Origin of the sequence: Flagellimonas zhangzhouensis, assembly GCF_900102925.1 — a bacterium.
GTDB lineage: Bacteria > Bacteroidota > Bacteroidia > Flavobacteriales > Flavobacteriaceae > Flagellimonas > Flagellimonas zhangzhouensis.
In genome coordinates, this window is the sequence record NZ_FNKI01000002.1 from 158,387 (window position 1) to 173,774 (window position 15,388).

At 39.7% G+C, this 15,388-nt stretch carries 12 protein-coding genes; 5 read left to right on the plus strand and 7 right to left on the minus strand.

Going from position 1 to position 15,388, the window contains the following annotated elements; all coding sequences use genetic code 11:
• Nucleotides 1-2 precede the first annotated feature (2 nt).
• On the plus strand, nt 3-1,196 hold the full coding sequence (locus BLQ18_RS07470) for an aldose epimerase family protein (RefSeq protein ID WP_090297409.1): 1,194 nt from the start codon (nt 3-5) through the stop codon (nt 1,194-1,196).
• A 9-nt stretch (nt 1,197-1,205) separates the two neighbouring features.
• Nucleotides 1,206-2,825 carry a sodium:solute symporter gene (locus BLQ18_RS07475; RefSeq protein ID WP_090293824.1) on the plus strand — a complete coding sequence of 540 codons (1,620 nt, stop codon included), beginning with the start codon at nt 1,206-1,208 and terminating at the stop codon, nt 2,823-2,825.
• Between the two features lie 48 nt (nt 2,826-2,873).
• On the opposite strand, the gene BLQ18_RS07480 is transcribed toward BLQ18_RS07475, so the two are convergent.
• Genes BLQ18_RS07480 through BLQ18_RS07490 form a run of 3 tightly spaced genes read right to left on the minus strand, consistent with a single transcriptional unit; the run spans nt 2,874 to nt 8,345 of the window.
• Nucleotides 2,874-4,184 (minus strand): TolC family protein, encoded by a 1,311-nt coding sequence (locus tag BLQ18_RS07480; protein WP_090293825.1) that lies wholly within the window; start codon nt 4,182-4,184, stop codon nt 2,874-2,876.
• Nucleotide 4,185: 1 nt separating this feature from the next.
• Nucleotides 4,186-7,272, minus strand: a complete 3,087-nt coding sequence (locus BLQ18_RS07485; RefSeq protein WP_090293827.1) for an efflux RND transporter permease subunit — start codon at nt 7,270-7,272, stop codon at nt 4,186-4,188.
• On the minus strand, nt 7,272-8,345 hold the full coding sequence (locus BLQ18_RS07490) for an efflux RND transporter periplasmic adaptor subunit (protein ID WP_090293830.1): 1,074 nt from the start codon (nt 8,343-8,345) through the stop codon (nt 7,272-7,274). The genes BLQ18_RS07485 and BLQ18_RS07490 overlap by 1 nt, the downstream gene beginning before the upstream one ends.
• A 265-nt stretch (nt 8,346-8,610) precedes the next feature.
• On the opposite strand from BLQ18_RS07490, the gene BLQ18_RS07495 reads away from it, so the two are divergent.
• Nucleotides 8,611-9,456, plus strand: coding sequence for a universal stress protein (locus tag BLQ18_RS07495; protein WP_090293833.1), 846 nt, complete (start codon nt 8,611-8,613; stop codon nt 9,454-9,456).
• A gap of 4 nt (nt 9,457-9,460) precedes the next feature.
• Nucleotides 9,461-10,321 (plus strand): universal stress protein, encoded by an 861-nt coding sequence (locus BLQ18_RS07500; RefSeq protein WP_090293836.1) that lies wholly within the window; start codon nt 9,461-9,463, stop codon nt 10,319-10,321.
• A gap of 1 nt (nt 10,322) precedes the next feature.
• On the opposite strand, the gene trxA is transcribed toward BLQ18_RS07500, so the two are convergent.
• Nucleotides 10,323-10,622, minus strand: a complete 300-nt coding sequence (gene trxA / locus BLQ18_RS07505) for a thioredoxin (protein WP_090293839.1) — start codon at nt 10,620-10,622, stop codon at nt 10,323-10,325.
• A 139-nt stretch (nt 10,623-10,761) separates the two neighbouring features.
• Here trxA and BLQ18_RS07510 point away from each other — a divergent pair, with 139 nt between their 5' ends.
• Complete coding sequence (locus tag BLQ18_RS07510; protein ID WP_090293843.1) at nt 10,762-11,529, plus strand: 3-keto-disaccharide hydrolase; 768 nt, start codon at nt 10,762-10,764, stop codon at nt 11,527-11,529.
• Between the two features lie 9 nt (nt 11,530-11,538).
• On the opposite strand, the gene BLQ18_RS07515 is transcribed toward BLQ18_RS07510, so the two are convergent.
• The 3 genes from BLQ18_RS07515 to BLQ18_RS07525 all read right to left on the minus strand — a co-directional run bounded on the left by BLQ18_RS07515 (nt 11,539) and on the right by BLQ18_RS07525 (nt 15,227).
• Entirely contained in the window at nt 11,539-12,939 is a 1,401-nt protein-coding gene (locus BLQ18_RS07515) for a S41 family peptidase (RefSeq protein ID WP_090293845.1), read from the minus strand.
• Nucleotides 12,940-13,003: 64 nt separating this feature from the next.
• Entirely contained in the window at nt 13,004-14,128 is a 1,125-nt protein-coding gene (locus tag BLQ18_RS07520) for a helix-turn-helix domain-containing protein (RefSeq protein ID WP_090293848.1), read from the minus strand.
• 94 nt (nt 14,129-14,222) lie between these two features.
• Nucleotides 14,223-15,227, minus strand: a complete 1,005-nt coding sequence (locus tag BLQ18_RS07525; protein WP_139150373.1) for a DUF6340 family protein — start codon at nt 15,225-15,227, stop codon at nt 14,223-14,225.
• Between the last annotated feature and the right edge of the window lie 161 nt (nt 15,228-15,388).

Sequence of the window (15,388 nt, forward strand, 5' to 3'; positions counted from 1 at the left end):
ACATGAAAATCATAAAAGCCAAGCCAATAATAATTATACTTGCTGCCATTATGGGGGCAAGTGTAATTGGATGTAAACAAGCAAAAAAAGAAAGCGATTCAGAAGAAATGGAAACCGTGAAAACTGAACAATCAAATTTTGAAATCGAGGAAAGTGTCTTCGGAACTTTACCTGATGGACGTGAGGTAAAAAAAATCGCTATGTCCAATGAAGCAGGTATGGAGGTCGATGTGATCACATTAGGAGGCATTATCACCCGTTGGACCGCTCCAGATAAAAATGGGTTTTACGATGATGTGGTAATTGGCTTTGATAGTTTGGAACAATATCTTGAACCCAATCCATTTTTTGGTGCTTTGATCGGAAGATATGGAAACCGAATTGCCAAAGGAAAGTTTACTTTGGATGGCAAGGAATATACATTGGCAACCAATGATGGTGCAAACCATTTACATGGGGGTGAAAAAGGGTTTGATAAAGTACTTTGGGATGCCAAAGCTGAAAAAACAGCTGATGGAGCTCAATTGGTATTGACATACACGAGTCCAGATGGCGAGGAAGGTTACCCTGGGAAATTGGATGTGACCGTTACCTATACCTTAACTGCTGATAATGCATTGGATATTCAATATGAAGCAGTAACCGACAAGCCAACTATTGTAAACCTTACGCAGCACACTTATTTCAACCTATCAGGAATGTTGACTAAGCCGGTCTTAGATCACGAATTGGTTTTGGATGCTGATGCTTTTCTTCCTGTGGATGGTGGATTGATTCCGACAGGGGAATTACAACCAGTAGCAGGCACCCCATTTGATTTTACCAAAGGAAAGTTGATAGGTAAGGAAATTGAAGCCGAAAACGAGCAATTAAAACTTGGTGGTGGTTACGATCATTGTTGGGTATTGAATAATGCAGAAGATGGTTTCCGTTTGGTAGGTTCTGCCTATCATGGTAAAACTGGAAGGTACATGGAGGTGTATACGGATGAGCCTGGTATTCAATTTTATAGTGGAAACTTTTTGGATGGCACATTACCGGCCAAAGTTGGAGGAACCTACGGAAAACGCTCAGGATTTTGTTTGGAGACCCAGCATTATCCAGATACCCCTAACCAAGAAGGATTTCCATCAGTTCAGTTAAACCCGGGCGAAAAATATTCGACCAGAACCATGTACAAACTATCAACCAAATAACCAACTTTAATGAAAACACTGGATACTTTTGATTGGATCACCATATCCATCTACTTTTTGGTCCTATTGGGCATTGCCCTTTGGGTTATCCGAAAAAAGGAGAACAATACAGAAGATTATTTTTTGGCAGGTAGAAACGTTGGCTGGTTTGTGGTCGGTGCATCTATTTTTGCTTCCAATATCGGATCAGAACACGTAGTAGGTCTTGCAGGAGCAGGAGCGGGTAACCGTTTGCCCATGTTGATCTATGAAATTCAAGCTTGGGTCGTATTGATTTTAGGTTGGGTGTTCCTCCCGTTTTATGCGCGAGCAGGGGTATTCACTATGCCTGAGTTCTTGGAAAAACGTTTTGATGCCAGAGCTAGATGGATTTTATCCGTATTCTCCATCGTTGCTTATGTGCTTACCAAAATTTCTGTGACCATTTATGCGGGCGGGGTAGTAGTTTCCGCTCTTCTTGGCATTGATTTCTGGACAGGAGCCATCGCCACTGTGGTTTTAACGGGTATTTATACGGTGCTGGGAGGAATGCGAGCTGTGGTGTATACTGAAACACTACAAGCTGTGATTTTGGTGATCGGTGCTGCCGCATTGACCATTATTGGTCTTGATCACGTAGGGGGTTGGGAAAGTATGAAAGAAACCGTGACTCCAGAATATTTAAATATGTGGAGAGCGGCATCTGACCCTGATTTTCCATGGCCGCCCCTGTTGATAGCGAGTACCATTACAGGTATTTGGTATTGGTGTACCGACCAATATATTGTGCAGCGTGCCTTAACAGCAAAGAATATTAAAGAGGGTAGGAGAGGTACTATTTTTGGTGCTTTGTTGAAGTTGTTACCCGTATTCTTGTTTTTGATTCCAGGTGTGATTGCCTTGACCTTGAAAATGAGAGGAGAATTGGAGTGGGATTCACCAGACCAAGCATTCCCTGTTTTGATGAGTAATTTATTGCCATCTGGATTGCGTGGATTGGTAGCAGCAGGACTTTTAGCAGCATTGATGAGCTCTTTGGCTTCTGTATTCAATTCTTGTTCTACCTTGTTCACGGTTGATATCTATAAAAAACTAAGGCCCAATACGCCTGAGAAAAAATTGGTGCGTACAGGACAGATAGCGACTATTATTGTGGTGATCATTGGTATCATTTGGATTCCGATCATGGCCAATATTTCTGGAGTACTTTACGAATACCTACAAAGTGTACAATCGTACATTGCACCTCCGATTACGGCGGTATTCTTATTAGGTATATTCCACAAGCGAATCAATGCCCAAGGTGCCTTTGTGACCATGATCACAGGTTTTGTGGTAGGTGCGGTACGAATCGTATTGGAGTTGGTGAAAGATTCCTTGAACCCTGATGGTTTCTGGTATTTGATGGGAGATATGAATTTCTTGTCATTCGCATCATGGTTCTTCCTGTTCTGTGTGATTTTGATTTTGGCAGTGAGTTATGCTACCAAAGCACCATCCGAAGAGCAATTGAAAAATCTCACGATGGCAACCATCGACCCAGAAGAAAAGAAGAAAAACAAAAACAGTTACAACTGGAAAGACATTACCATTTCACTCGTTATCATCGCCATTGTGGTGTATGTAATGGTATGGTTTAATGGTAAATAATCGGATAGTTTATTACTAAAAAAGCCCCAACTTAAGTTGGGGCTTTTTTTATATCTCTAAGTTTCCTGCGAGTTGTTTCAAAAGAATCTCTGAAACCTTTGCTTGGTATTTTGCGTTACTGAGACGAACACTGGCATTTATGTAATTCAACTGTGCCGTTCTAAATTCAATGGTAGGAATAATACCAATGCGATATTTTTCTACTGTGATTTCAAGGTTTTCCCGCGCAATTTCCTCATTGGTGGCTTCCAACTCCATCAAACTAATATTGGTTAAATAGGTTTGATAAGTGGTGTTTACCAAAGACGCCAAAGCTTGCTCCTGTTGTGCAATGGAAATCTGTGCATTTTCAAGGGCAACCTTGCCCATTTTCTCATTTCTATTTTGGTTAAAACCATCAAATAGATTTAATCGGGCACCAAAGCCATAACTAAAACCTTGCGATTCTGAACTAGTGGTAAATCCCACACTGTTCTCCGTATTTCGAACATTGTATCCCGAAACCACATAAACAGTAGGGTATCTGGCAGCCTTAGTTTGTTTTAATTGTAACTCACTAATGCGCTTGTTGATTTTTTCAGCTTCCAGAATGGGATTTTCTTCTGCAACCTTAACTTCCAATTCATCCAAGTTGAGGTTTTGGTCCACAAAAATCTCTGGAATCACCTTAAAATCAATTTTGATGTCACGGGCCAATTGCTCGTTCAACAAAATTTTAGTGTTGGTATAGGTTTCCATCTGACGCTGCATCAAAGTGCGGTCCGTGTTTAGGTCCACTTGAGCGTTCAAAACTTCTAATTTAGAAGCTTTACCTATGGTAAATCGGTTTTGGGCCAATTCAACCCGTTGCTCCGAAATGGTAAGTGTACTGTCTAGAGCTGATAACTGTTGTTGTTGCTGTACCAAGTCGTAATAGGTGGTCATCACTTCGCCAACTTTGTCCAAAATGGTTTGTTTCAGTTCTGCAGCACCTAATTTTTCATTTTCCTTAAGCTGTTCACGATTGGCAAACATCCGCAGTCCATCAAAAACAGTCCACTCCAAGGCAACCCCATAAGTTAAGCTCTTGTTTTCGGCATTGTCCATCACGATTTCATCGCCATTGGACCGAACTTGCGTAATGTTTTGCGTACTTCTATCGTCTGCCACACTAGCCGAAACCTGCGGCAACATGCCTGCTTGTCCAGCAGTAGAGCCCAATGAGTCAATTTTAAGGTCGTTACGGGCTGTTTTAATTTGGTAGTTATTTTCCAAGGCAATTTTAATTGCCTCTTCCACATCGAGTACCTCTTGTGAAAAACCACAAAGGATACCGCCAAGAATTAAAAAAAGAAGGTTGGTTGATTTTTTTAAGGCCATACTAGGTAGTTTCTAGGGCTTTGAATTCAGGTCTTTGCACTTTTTTGCGAGACCACATTAAATACAATGCGGGTATTATGAATAATGTCAATGCCAATGAGAACATAGTTCCTCCTATAATTACAACTCCCATACCTGTTCTACTTTGTGATGCAGCACCCAAGGACAAAGCGATGGGGAGTGCACCCAAAGCTACAGTTAAACTTGTCATTAAAATAGGGCGTAGTCGAGATACGGAGGCTTTCATAATGGCATCCATTTTTGATAGACTTTCATCTTCTTCTTGAAGCTGATTGGCAAATTCCACAATAAGAATTCCGTTTTTGGTCACCAGACCAATCAACATGATAGTACCGATCTGACTAAAGATGTTCCAACTTTCACCGAACAACCAAAGTGAGAACATTGCTCCAGCTACCGCCATTGGTACAGTAAGAATAATAATGAATGGATCGATAAAACTTTCAAACTGTGCAGCCAAAATCAAGAATATCAACACAAAGGCCAATCCAAATGCAAATGCTGTGTTGGAACTACTTTCCACAAAGTCTCTCGACTCACCACCAAGGTCTGTAGTGAAAGTATCGTCTAAAATGCGTTCTTTTATAGCTTCCATCGCGTCTATACCATCACCCATACTTTTTCCTGGGGCCAAGTTGGCCGAAACGGTGGCCGACATGTATCGGTTGTTATGGTACAATTGAGGTGGACTACTATGTTCTGATATATTCACCAAGTTGTCCAATTGAATCAATTGCCCTTGTTCGTTTTTTACAAAAATGGACGTTAAATCCATGGGTTCGTTTCTATCTTGTCTATCGAATTGTCCAATAACTTGATATTGCTTGCCGTTCATTAAGAAATACCCAAATCGTTGCCCACTGAGCGATAATTGAAGTGTTTGTGCCACATCGCGAACAGAAACTCCTAAACTCTCCGCTTTTTCCCGATCGATTGTCACATAAATTTCGGGCTTGTTGAATTTTAGGTTCACATCCACAAAAGAAAAAGTTGGGTCTTTTTCAGCCTCGGCCATAAACTCTGGAATTTTTTCTTCCAGTTTTTCAAAGTTTTTGGCTTGAATAATAAATTGCAAAGGAGCCCCTCCACGTTTGTTCACCGAAATCGTCGGTTTTTGGAAGACACTCGATTTTCCTCCAACGTAAGATTTTGCCCATTTACTAAAACTGTCTGCTATTTCTGCTTGGGAGCGTTCACGTTCATTGGGTTCCACCAAAATTATACTAGCACGACCACTATTTACAGACTGGGCGCCAAACCCTGGAGATGTCATGATAAGTCCTACTTTGGCTTCTGGAATGGAATCTATCACCAAATCGGTGATGTCATTCATGTATTTTTCCATGTAATCATACGATGAACCCTCTGGAGCCTTTACCACAAGTCTTACATAACTTCTATCATCGTATGGAGCCGTTTCTTTTTTCAAGAGGTTGTAGAAGAGTACAATTACTCCAATGCAGGCAAAAAGTATGGGAAAACTGATCCATTTTTTACCAATGAATTGTTTTAATGATTTTTCATAAGACTCATTCATCCGCACGAAAAACTTCTCCGTAACCTGATAAAATTTAGATTGGTTTTGCTTTCCTGGTTTTATCAGATATGCATTAAGCATCGGAGTCAAGGTCAACGAAACAAAAGCCGAGACCAGTACCGCCGAACTGAGTACTACTCCAAATTCTCGAAACAGTCGTCCAACGAAACCTTCCAAAAAGATAACAGGTAAAAACACCGCTGCCAGCGTCACCGAAATGGAAATTACAGCAAAGAATATTTCTTGTGAACCTTTTATAGCAGCTTCAATGGGTGACATGCCCTCTTCAACCTTTTTGTAAATGTTTTCAGTAACCACGATTCCGTCATCCACCACCAAGCCTGTTGCCAAAACAATGGCTAATAAGGTTAATACGTTGATTGAGAATCCGAACATCCACATAATGAAGAATGTGGCAATCAAGGATACTGGAATATCGATCAATGGTCTTACGGCCATGGACCAGTTCCTGAAGAAGAAATAAATCACCAAGATTACCAAAACAATGGAGATGAGTAGGGTTTCTGCTACCTCGGTCACCGCTCTTCGAACAAAAACGGTGTCATCCACAACAATATTCAATTTAATGTCGTCTGGAAGATCTTTTTTAAGTTGCTCGTATTCTTCGTAAAAAGCATCGGCAATCTCTAAGTAATTAGTTCCAGGTTGTGCAATAATGGCTGTTGCCGTCATCAACTGACCTAAATTGGTCATTTTGGTCTCCATGTTCTCGGCTTCCAAAGTAGCTCGCCCGATGTCACTTAAATGCACCAATTTTTCTCCATCGTTTTTAATTACGATGTTGTTGAACTGCTCTTCAGTGTTCAGGTTACCGATGGTTCTAACCGTAAGTTCCGTATTGTCACCCGTCAATTTTCCAGATGGCAATTCAATATTTTGAGAAAGCAATGCACTGCGAACATCAGCAACAGTAAGTCCGTATGCGGCCAACTTAATTGGGTCTATCCACAAACGCATGGCATAACGGCGCTGTCCCCAAATTTGAATACTACTTACACCAGGTATGGTCTCTAATCGTTGTGCCACCACATTTTCGGCAAAATCGGAAAGTTCCAAAATGTTTTTGGTATCACTTTGAATGGTCATGGACAGAATTCGCTCTGCATTGGTATCCGATTTTGACACTACTGGTGGAGCATCCAAATCATCAGGCAGTCTTCGAACGGCTTGGGAAACTTTGTCACGAACATCGTTTGCAGCCTCTTCCAAATTCTTGTCCAAATTAAACTCTATACTTATGGAACTGGATCCTTGAACACTGGAGGAGGTAATATTTCGAATACCATCAATGGAGTTGATGGCTTTTTCGAGGGGTTCCGTTATTTGGGATTCAATAATATCGGCATTTGCGCCAGAATAGTTGGTTCTTACCGAAACCACTGCAGGCTCAATGGATGGAAATTCCCGAATACCGAGATAGGTATAGCCAATGGCCCCAAATATGACAATGGCGATGTTCATTACAATTGCAAGAACAGGCCGTTTTATACTGATGGTAGATAAATTCATTACTCGGTAATTGCAGGTTTGGAATCTTCAAGCTTCACTTTGATGGGTGTTCCATTTTGCAGAGCCATAACTCCGTAGGTAACAATGGTATCCCCTTCATGCAAACCAGAAAGCACACGAACCGAGCTTCCTGTTCTGGATCCAATTTCAACATCAATTTCCTTGGCAACCCCATTTTGGGCCACAAAAATCCTTTTTCCGTTTTGTACAGGGATAAGGGCTTCGGTAGGCACCAAAATTGCATTGTTTACAGTTTCGAGCGGTAATTTGATGTTGGCAAAAGCGCCAGGGTACAATTTATTTTCATGATTGTCCATAATGGCTCTCATCCGCAAGGTACGGGTGGCGATGTCCACTTGTGGATCAATTGCATAAATATTCGCTTCGTATTCTTCTTTGCTATCCGAAGTGGTAAAGTTCAGTACAGTTCCCACATGAACTTTGGAGGCATATTTTTCAGGAATGGCGAATGTAATTTTCAATTCATCCGTATTTACCAACTTGGCAATTACGGTAGAAGGCGTTACATAAGTTCCTTTGGAAATGGTACGTAAACCAATGGTTCCAGCGAAAGGAGCTCTAACCTTGGTTTTGGATATTTGGGCATCAATAAGTTCGGCTTCTGCATTTGCTGATTGAAAATCTGCACTGGCAATATCGTATTCTTCTTGGCTAATGGCTTGCTTCTCCAAAAGTAATTTTGCTCTTCTTTCGTTCTCGGAAGCCAATTTTTTTGCGGTAAGCGCCTTGGATAGTTGGGCACGCAGTTCAATATCATTCACTTGAACCAAGATTTGACCTTCGGCAACTTTGGTTCCTTCTTTAAAATTAATGCTTTCGATAATCCCTGAAACTTCGCTTCGAATATCAATTTCCTCATCGGCTTCTAGGGTACCCGAAATGGCAATGTTGTCGTCAAAGGTTTGGGTCTTTAAGACCATACCTGAAACTGTGGCGATGTTGGGACCAGAATTATTTGATTTTCCAACTTCGGCATTGGAATTTATCCGATAGATGACAAGGGCTCCTATTCCAACGGCCAATAGGGTGTAGACAATGTATTTTACTTTCATTTTGGTTTGGTGGATGGTGGTACTTTACTATAAAATATAGTACTGCCTCAAAGATAAAATTAACGCTTGTGTTAATCCATTGCCCCGATGATATTTAACACCGCAATCCCCTAAACGGCCTTATCGTTGGGGCTAACACCATATAAACGGGGGTAAACATCAAAAAAGACTGGTTTAATTTGTTAAATTTTAGTAATTTATAGTCTGACCAAAGTCATTTTTTTTGGATTGTTCAGAAGTTAACTTTGATTAAAGTGAAGTCGTTATGAGAACAGTACTTATACCTACGGATTTTTCAAAGAATGCTTTGCATGCGATTCAATATGCCCAAGAGCTTTTTAAATGTGAACGGGCCTGCTTTTTTATTTTGAATGCTTATGCAGAGGATGTTTACGGGGAATTTCATAATGCTTCACAAAATGATATTGAGAAGTATAAGGAAGAAAAGCGACAAGAAGTTCAGAAAAAATTGGATGATTTGTTGGATGGCGTTGTTGGAACCCCGCCCAATCCATTGCACACCTTTGAAACCATTGCCAGTTTTGATAATCTCGTTGATAGTGTAAACGATTTTGTGGACGAGATGAATATTGATTTGGTGATTATGGGAACCAAAGGGGAAACAAGTGACCATAAAACCACCTTTGGGAGCTATACCATCGAAATTTTTAAATATGTAAAATGTCCAGTGTTGGCAGTACCTGAAGATTTCGATTACAGGCAACCTAAGTCCATTTTATTTCCAACAGATTATATGTTGCCCTACAAACGCAGGGAATTGAAACTGTTGGGTGATATGGCGGGTAAGTTTAAGTCCAACATCCATTGTTTGTATATCACAGATTTTGAGGATTTGAGCCTAAGACAAGAGGATAACAGGCTCTTTTTGGAGCAAACTTTGTCGCGTCCTTTTGTTCATTTTGAAACTACTTCGGTTAAAAACAAGGCCGAAGCCATTTTGGAGCATTTAGAGGATAAGGATGCAGGCATGTTGGTCATGGTGAATTCCAGACATTCATTTTTTGAAGATATGTTGTACAGGTCCACCGTTGATTTATTGGGCTTGAAGGTGAAAGTGCCATTTTTGGTCATGCAGAATTTAAAACGCTAAAATCATGAAAAAGATACGGGTCATATTGCCCACGGATTTTTCAAAGAATGCATGGAATGCCGTGGAATATGCCCTGACAATTTTTAAAGATACATCCTGTGATTTCTTTATTTTAAACTCCTATCAAATAGGTGCTTCGGGCTTATCAACAAAAATGGCAGGTGCCAATAGTACTCGGTTGTACAACTTGATAAAGGAGGAATCCGAGCGGGAATTGGCTGCTATTTTGAAGAAAGTTCAAGAATTGGATACCAACCCTGAACATACTTTTAAAACACTTTCCATTGCTGATAGTTTGGTAAATGCCATTGGCAAAGTGGTGTATCGAGAAGAGGTGGACTATGTGATTATTGGCACCACAGGCGCCTCTGGTCTTAAAGAGGTATTTATGGGCAGTAACACCTATAAAATTATTAAAGAGATTGATTTTTGTCCAGTTATTGCCGTGCCAGCAGATTTTAAAATGGAAAATGGCATCAAATCCATTTTATTGGCGACAGGCTACGACCATTTATTTGAAGCTTACGAATTACAGCCCATTTTAAATTTGGCGAAACATTTTACCTCTAAATTATATATCACCCATGTCGGTGATGTTGAAGGGTTGTCGCCAGAGCAACAGGCTTCCCAAGAAGCTTTAAAAAATCTTTTATCGGATGTTGATTTTGAAATCGTGGATATTGATAAAGATTCAACGGTGACTCATTCCATTCAGAAAATGGTGGAAGGGGATCATGATATTGATTTATTGGTTATGATCAACCACGGAAGAGGATTTTTTGAACGGTTGACCCGCGAGCCTGTCATCAAAAAAGTATCTTTCAATTCACAGGTACCGTTTCTGGTTATCGACCTTTTTAAATAAATTATAGGTAAGATTTAGCCAATTGCACCAATTCGGCTTTTTGAAGTACGCCCGATTGTCGCCAAAGCTGTTTACCTTCTTTAAAAAACATTAAGGTGGGCACACCTCTAACTTGGAAGGTATTGGCAAGTGACTGATTTTTATCAACGTCAATCTTTACAATTTTCAAGTCTTCGCCCATTTCATCTTTCACCTGTTTTAAAATGGGAGCCAACATTTTACAGGGCCCGCACCATTCAGCAGAAAAATCTACGAGTACCAATTGTTCGGAATTGATTAAAGAAGAAAAACTACCTTTCATGATTCTAAAATTTATGCTGCAAGTTAAAAAATAGGTGGGGCAATCTTGGTAATTAAAGTTACAATAGAATTTTGAAATGGGTATCGACCAATGTCTTTTTCCTATCTTTATTCGCTGCACATAAAAACAACTACATTCCATGCTTAAAAAGACTTTCGTTCTAGTATTGGGTGCCCTAATTTTGGTCACTTCCTGTAAAAACAAATCAGAAAAAGAGAATGAGGAAACTTGGCGCACCAAGAAAGAAGCTGTAGCCAATGAAACTCATAACCAATTGTTGGAGGTAGAGAAAGAACAGGGGTGGGAACTTCTTTTTGACGGTGAAACCTTGAATGGGTGGCATGTATACAATAATCCAGATGGAGAATCGGTCTGGGAAGTGAAGAATGGAGAACTCCATTCGGTGGCCGATGATGAATCCTTGACCGCTGGCGATCTTTTAACTGATAAACCCTATGAAAATTATGAATTGACCTTGGAATGGAAAATTGCATCACGAGGCAATAGCGGTATTTTTATGAATGTTCAAGAGCGGGAAGATGTGCCGACAGCTTGGCAGACAGGTCCAGAATATCAAATTTTGGATGCCGACCATATGGACATCAATGTGGCGGAGAAAAATCCAGGGTGTTTGTATGTTTTTCAGTCCCAAGCCAACCCTGCAGAAATGAAACGTGGCGAATGGAACCGAACTAGAATTAAGCAGGTAGATGGAAAAGTGGAGTTCTATTTGAACGGGGTTTTAACGGCTGAGCAAGATTTTAATTCTCCAGAATGGAAACAACAAATTGCTGCGACCCATTTTGAAAAATATCCCGAATTTGGAAAAGCGACCGAAGGTAAAATCGCTTTGCAATATTGGTATTTTGAAACTTGGTTTAGGGATATTAAAATCAGGGAATTATAAATTAACCTATTAGGGCTCCAGATTGCGGTTCAGCCGTTGTAAAAGCCCTTCCATAATCTCATCTTTTTCATCCAATAAATGATCTTGGATCAAAATATCAGGAATAACACCCTTGGGTTCTGCATTACCGTTAACTCTTATTATGCGGCCTTTCGAAATATAAACGGGTATTTTGGTGTTGGGTAATTCAATTTGGAAAATGGAGGCGATTAACGATGCATACTCCCCAGTTTCTTCTCCAACTATGGTTCCAAATCCATAATCTTGAATTTGTGCCGCTGTTAAAGTCGCCTGAGAATGAGATTGACGATTGACCAACACATAAACTTTTCCGTTAAACCTTTGGTTTTCTTTTTGTGGTTGATAGTTTTCGAAGGGGTATTCGTAAATATCACCGTCTTTGTGTGATAGTACCTCCTTCCAAAAAACCTGTGTGGTGTCGTACCGTTTACGAACGTGATCCTTCAGGATTTTACTGGTTTTTAGATTGAAACTAGCGTTCCATTTAAAAGGTTTATCGGCAATATAAGAGACCAAGTAATCGCTAAAAGAGTCATCCCCACCTGGATTGTTTCTTAAATCTATGATGAGGTTTTTAAACTGCTTATTTTTAATAACGGCAAATGAAGAATCTATGAATTTACGAAACTTGGATTCATCCCCACCAAATGCTCCAGGTTTGAGGTACGCTACATCATTTATTATTTTGAGTTCCATTTGGGATTGAATAACCTCCTCACGCTTCATTTCATAATCATCAATCAAATTAATGGCGGATAGCGTATATGATGTGGTACTGTCATTCTCCTTTATGTCGACACCAAATTGTTGTTGCTCTCCAAATACCTGCCAGTACAATCTAGGGAACGAAGTCAACTCTATTTTAGCCTTTTTAAAATAAGTTCGCTCGGCGGAAATAAGAGGGTACATTTTTTCCAGAATTTCTTCAATTGGATTATTGTTGATGCTTATAATTTCACTTCCTTGGTTGATTCTTGGGTTGTTCGACCAATTTTTTCGAACCAAGGATTTTCCATTTTCAAAAGCTATTTCCAAGGGGAAAAGAGTTCCACCAGCATAGGCATATTTTCCATAAGAATTTCCAGGAAATGGTATAAAAGTATGTCCGTTATCTACCTTTGTAATTACTTTTTGAAAAAGCGTGATTGTCTCTAAGAGGTTAAAACTGTCTTTTTGAATTTGATTGCGAACGGCGTTATAATTGGATTCAAATTCGGATTTTGGTGTATAGAAATAAAGGTTGTAATGGGCTTCTTCGAGTGCATTTTTTAAATATGAAAAATCATCCAGTACTTCCTTTTTTGAAAATTGATTTTGGGCAAATATCCCTGTGATTGAAAAAAGAAACAGGAACAGAAACTGTGGTAACCTTTGAATTTTAGAGGTCATAGTAAAGCAATTTTAATTTGCTGCAAAACTATGTTTCAGGGTAATTAGAGGCGACCGAATGCGTCTATTCGGACCTATTTTTCATTTGCTTTAGGTAGGCACTGGGTGTTTTTCCTGTCGATTTTTTAAATACGTCGTTGAAGGTTGACTTTGACTTGAACCCACATTCAAAAGCCTGTCCAAGCAGGGTTAGTTTTTCACTTTCGGGTGCTACCAAACGTTTTTTGAAAGCCTCAATTCGATAATCGTTCACAAACTCGTAAAAGTTTTTTGAAAAGCTTCGGTTAATGATTTGGGAAAGTTGTTTTGGATTCATCTCCAAGAGTTCGGCAAGTTTGGTTAAATCGAGGTCGGGGTCCAAATAAGGCTTTTGAGCTTCCATAACTGCCCTAACTTTTTGGGCAAGTTCAGGCTGAGGTGGTTTTTCTTCTGTTTTTAAACTTTTAGTAGCATAGCCCGAGGTTTCCGTTTGTGCATTCATATAGCTTTTAAATCCTATCCAGTAAGTTGTCACGGCCAAGCCTACAAATGCGGGAAGAAAATAAGATTCCTTCAAACTCTTATCAAACAAAAATCGGTCGATTTCAGTCAATAGGTTCCAGCCAATCCAAAATCCAGAGAACACAATGATCGGTATTTTTAACCATTGTAATGTTTTGTATTCGATGTTGGAATAGTGCTCTTTCAACCAAATTTGATATTTGATTAAAATCCGTAATGCCAAAATTGTATAGATGGTGATTGATATAATGCCAAGCCACTGTTCTATCAAATAGAATTTTGTGTAGGGATGAACAGGAGTTTTGTACATACCATCTGCGCCCAACCTGTAAAATGCAGTGCGGTAAAAAAGAAACTCCAACAGCACAGGTAAAAAATGGAGTAAATTCTTTCTTGAAAAGTCGAAGTTTTTATCAGTAACGCTTTTGGTATAAAAATAAAGAGTAGGACCAATCCCATAAAGCAGTTCCAACTGCACGTACCTAAAGGTATCCATCATTTCGTAGCTCTTGAGCACGTTTACGAGTGCAATGTTAAATGCCATCAAAGCAAAAAAGAAGATCAAGAGGGACAAGAATATGTTGGATTGACTTCGTGGTTTTTTTACGAACAACAAAATACCCAAAACGATTGCCTGGATTGCAAATACGAAAATAATGGTCGTTAAAATCGGATTTGGTGAAGTCATTTAAACACGAAGTTAGCCAATTTCCAAAGCAAGTTGATTACTTTAGAAATTTTGGCTACTCGTTAAAGGTGTTCTCGAAAAAGAGATGGAACAATTAATATTCCAAACGCTGGCGATTCAATAGAACTTTGGCATAATCCCTAGCCATTTTGTCGCCATAATCTTCGTAAGACTTTCTTGCCCATTGCAGGGCCATATCTGTATCTCCTAAAACTTCGTGGGCAACAGCAATATTGTACGCAGCCCTTCCTGCAGACTTACTGGAGCGGTCATTCGCAATATCGGTCCAAATAGCTATGGCATCATCCCAATTGGCCACTTCGGTGCGTCTCCAACCAGCATCAAATGCATTTTTATCCCGTCCTTTTCCTTTTTTGTACATATCCCGACGCACTCTGTAATAACTTGGAAGAAATCTACTGGCATAGTCCATTCCTGATGAATAGGCAACTTCTGAAAGTGAGGAAAAAGGAATGGCACTGCTAAGCACATCTATTTCGGTATAATAGTTTTGTTGAAATTGATCTATGATCGTATTGGTAACAGGGTCGTACAGCCTCCAATAACTTTTAATGTTCACTCGAGCCCGTCTGGGAATTCGACCACTTGGTTGCCCAGTTCGAATTACCGAAGCAATTTGTTCAACCGCTGAGTTTATGGTGAAATCAGTGTTGGAATCAAAATTTTCCAAAACTAAAAGCACATCAGCACCAGTTTCATCACAAATGGCACGAACTTGACCCCAATCCAGAAGTTCAGGCGTTACTCGTGTACCTGTACCTTCCAATCGAGTAGTGGAGGGCATTTTTACGGTAAGATGGTGGCTGTTCCTAAGCCCATCAAAAATCCCTTTTAACGCATCATCCGATGCCCATTTATCGGAACCTGCCACTTCACCTGTGGCAATGGATTCCAACGTTTTGTTGGGTTTATCTTCTTCTTTGGTCAAAGAGCGATTGACAACAGCGATATTATTGATGTCTTCTGGTAATAACATTGCAGGTTCCTGTGGGTAGTTCAAGTTTACATATCCAGAACTGGCACAAGAAACCAAAGAAATTGCAATTATAGTGAGTATAAAAAAGTTGAGGTTTTTCATAATAGTAAGATTTTGGTAATGAGCTAAAAACAACAAGCATGCCAAAAAAATGGCCATTACCTTTTTACCATTTACATAAACGAGCGGTAATGTCTTTTATTTTTAAAGTGTTTTAAGTTGATTTTTATCAGGTTTATCTGCTATCAGAAGTTTTATTTTTG

Excerpts from the sequence above, each read along its gene's own strand:
- BLQ18_RS07510 (WP_090293843.1), top strand. The coding sequence starts at position 10,762 with ATGCTTAAAAAGACTTTCGTTCTAGTATTGGGTGCCCTAATTTTGGTC.
- BLQ18_RS07475 (WP_090293824.1), top strand. The coding sequence starts at position 1,206 with ATGAAAACACTGGATACTTTTGATTGGATCACCATATCCATCTACTTT.
- BLQ18_RS07520 (WP_090293848.1), bottom strand. The coding sequence starts at position 14,128 with ATGACTTCACCAAATCCGATTTTAACGACCATTATTTTCGTATTTGCA.
- BLQ18_RS07480 (WP_090293825.1), bottom strand. The coding sequence starts at position 4,184 with ATGGCCTTAAAAAAATCAACCAACCTTCTTTTTTTAATTCTTGGCGGT.
- BLQ18_RS07485 (WP_090293827.1), bottom strand. The coding sequence starts at position 7,272 with ATGAATTTATCTACCATCAGTATAAAACGGCCTGTTCTTGCAATTGTA.
- BLQ18_RS07500 (WP_090293836.1), top strand. The coding sequence starts at position 9,461 with ATGAAAAAGATACGGGTCATATTGCCCACGGATTTTTCAAAGAATGCA.
- BLQ18_RS07490 (WP_090293830.1), bottom strand. The coding sequence starts at position 8,345 with ATGAAAGTAAAATACATTGTCTACACCCTATTGGCCGTTGGAATAGGA.
- BLQ18_RS07515 (WP_090293845.1), bottom strand. The coding sequence starts at position 12,939 with ATGACCTCTAAAATTCAAAGGTTACCACAGTTTCTGTTCCTGTTTCTT.
- BLQ18_RS07525 (WP_139150373.1), bottom strand. The coding sequence starts at position 15,227 with ATGAAAAACCTCAACTTTTTTATACTCACTATAATTGCAATTTCTTTG.
- trxA (WP_090293839.1), bottom strand. The coding sequence starts at position 10,622 with ATGAAAGGTAGTTTTTCTTCTTTAATCAATTCCGAACAATTGGTACTC.
- BLQ18_RS07495 (WP_090293833.1), top strand. The coding sequence starts at position 8,611 with ATGAGAACAGTACTTATACCTACGGATTTTTCAAAGAATGCTTTGCAT.
- BLQ18_RS07470 (WP_090297409.1), top strand. The coding sequence starts at position 3 with ATGAAAATCATAAAAGCCAAGCCAATAATAATTATACTTGCTGCCATT.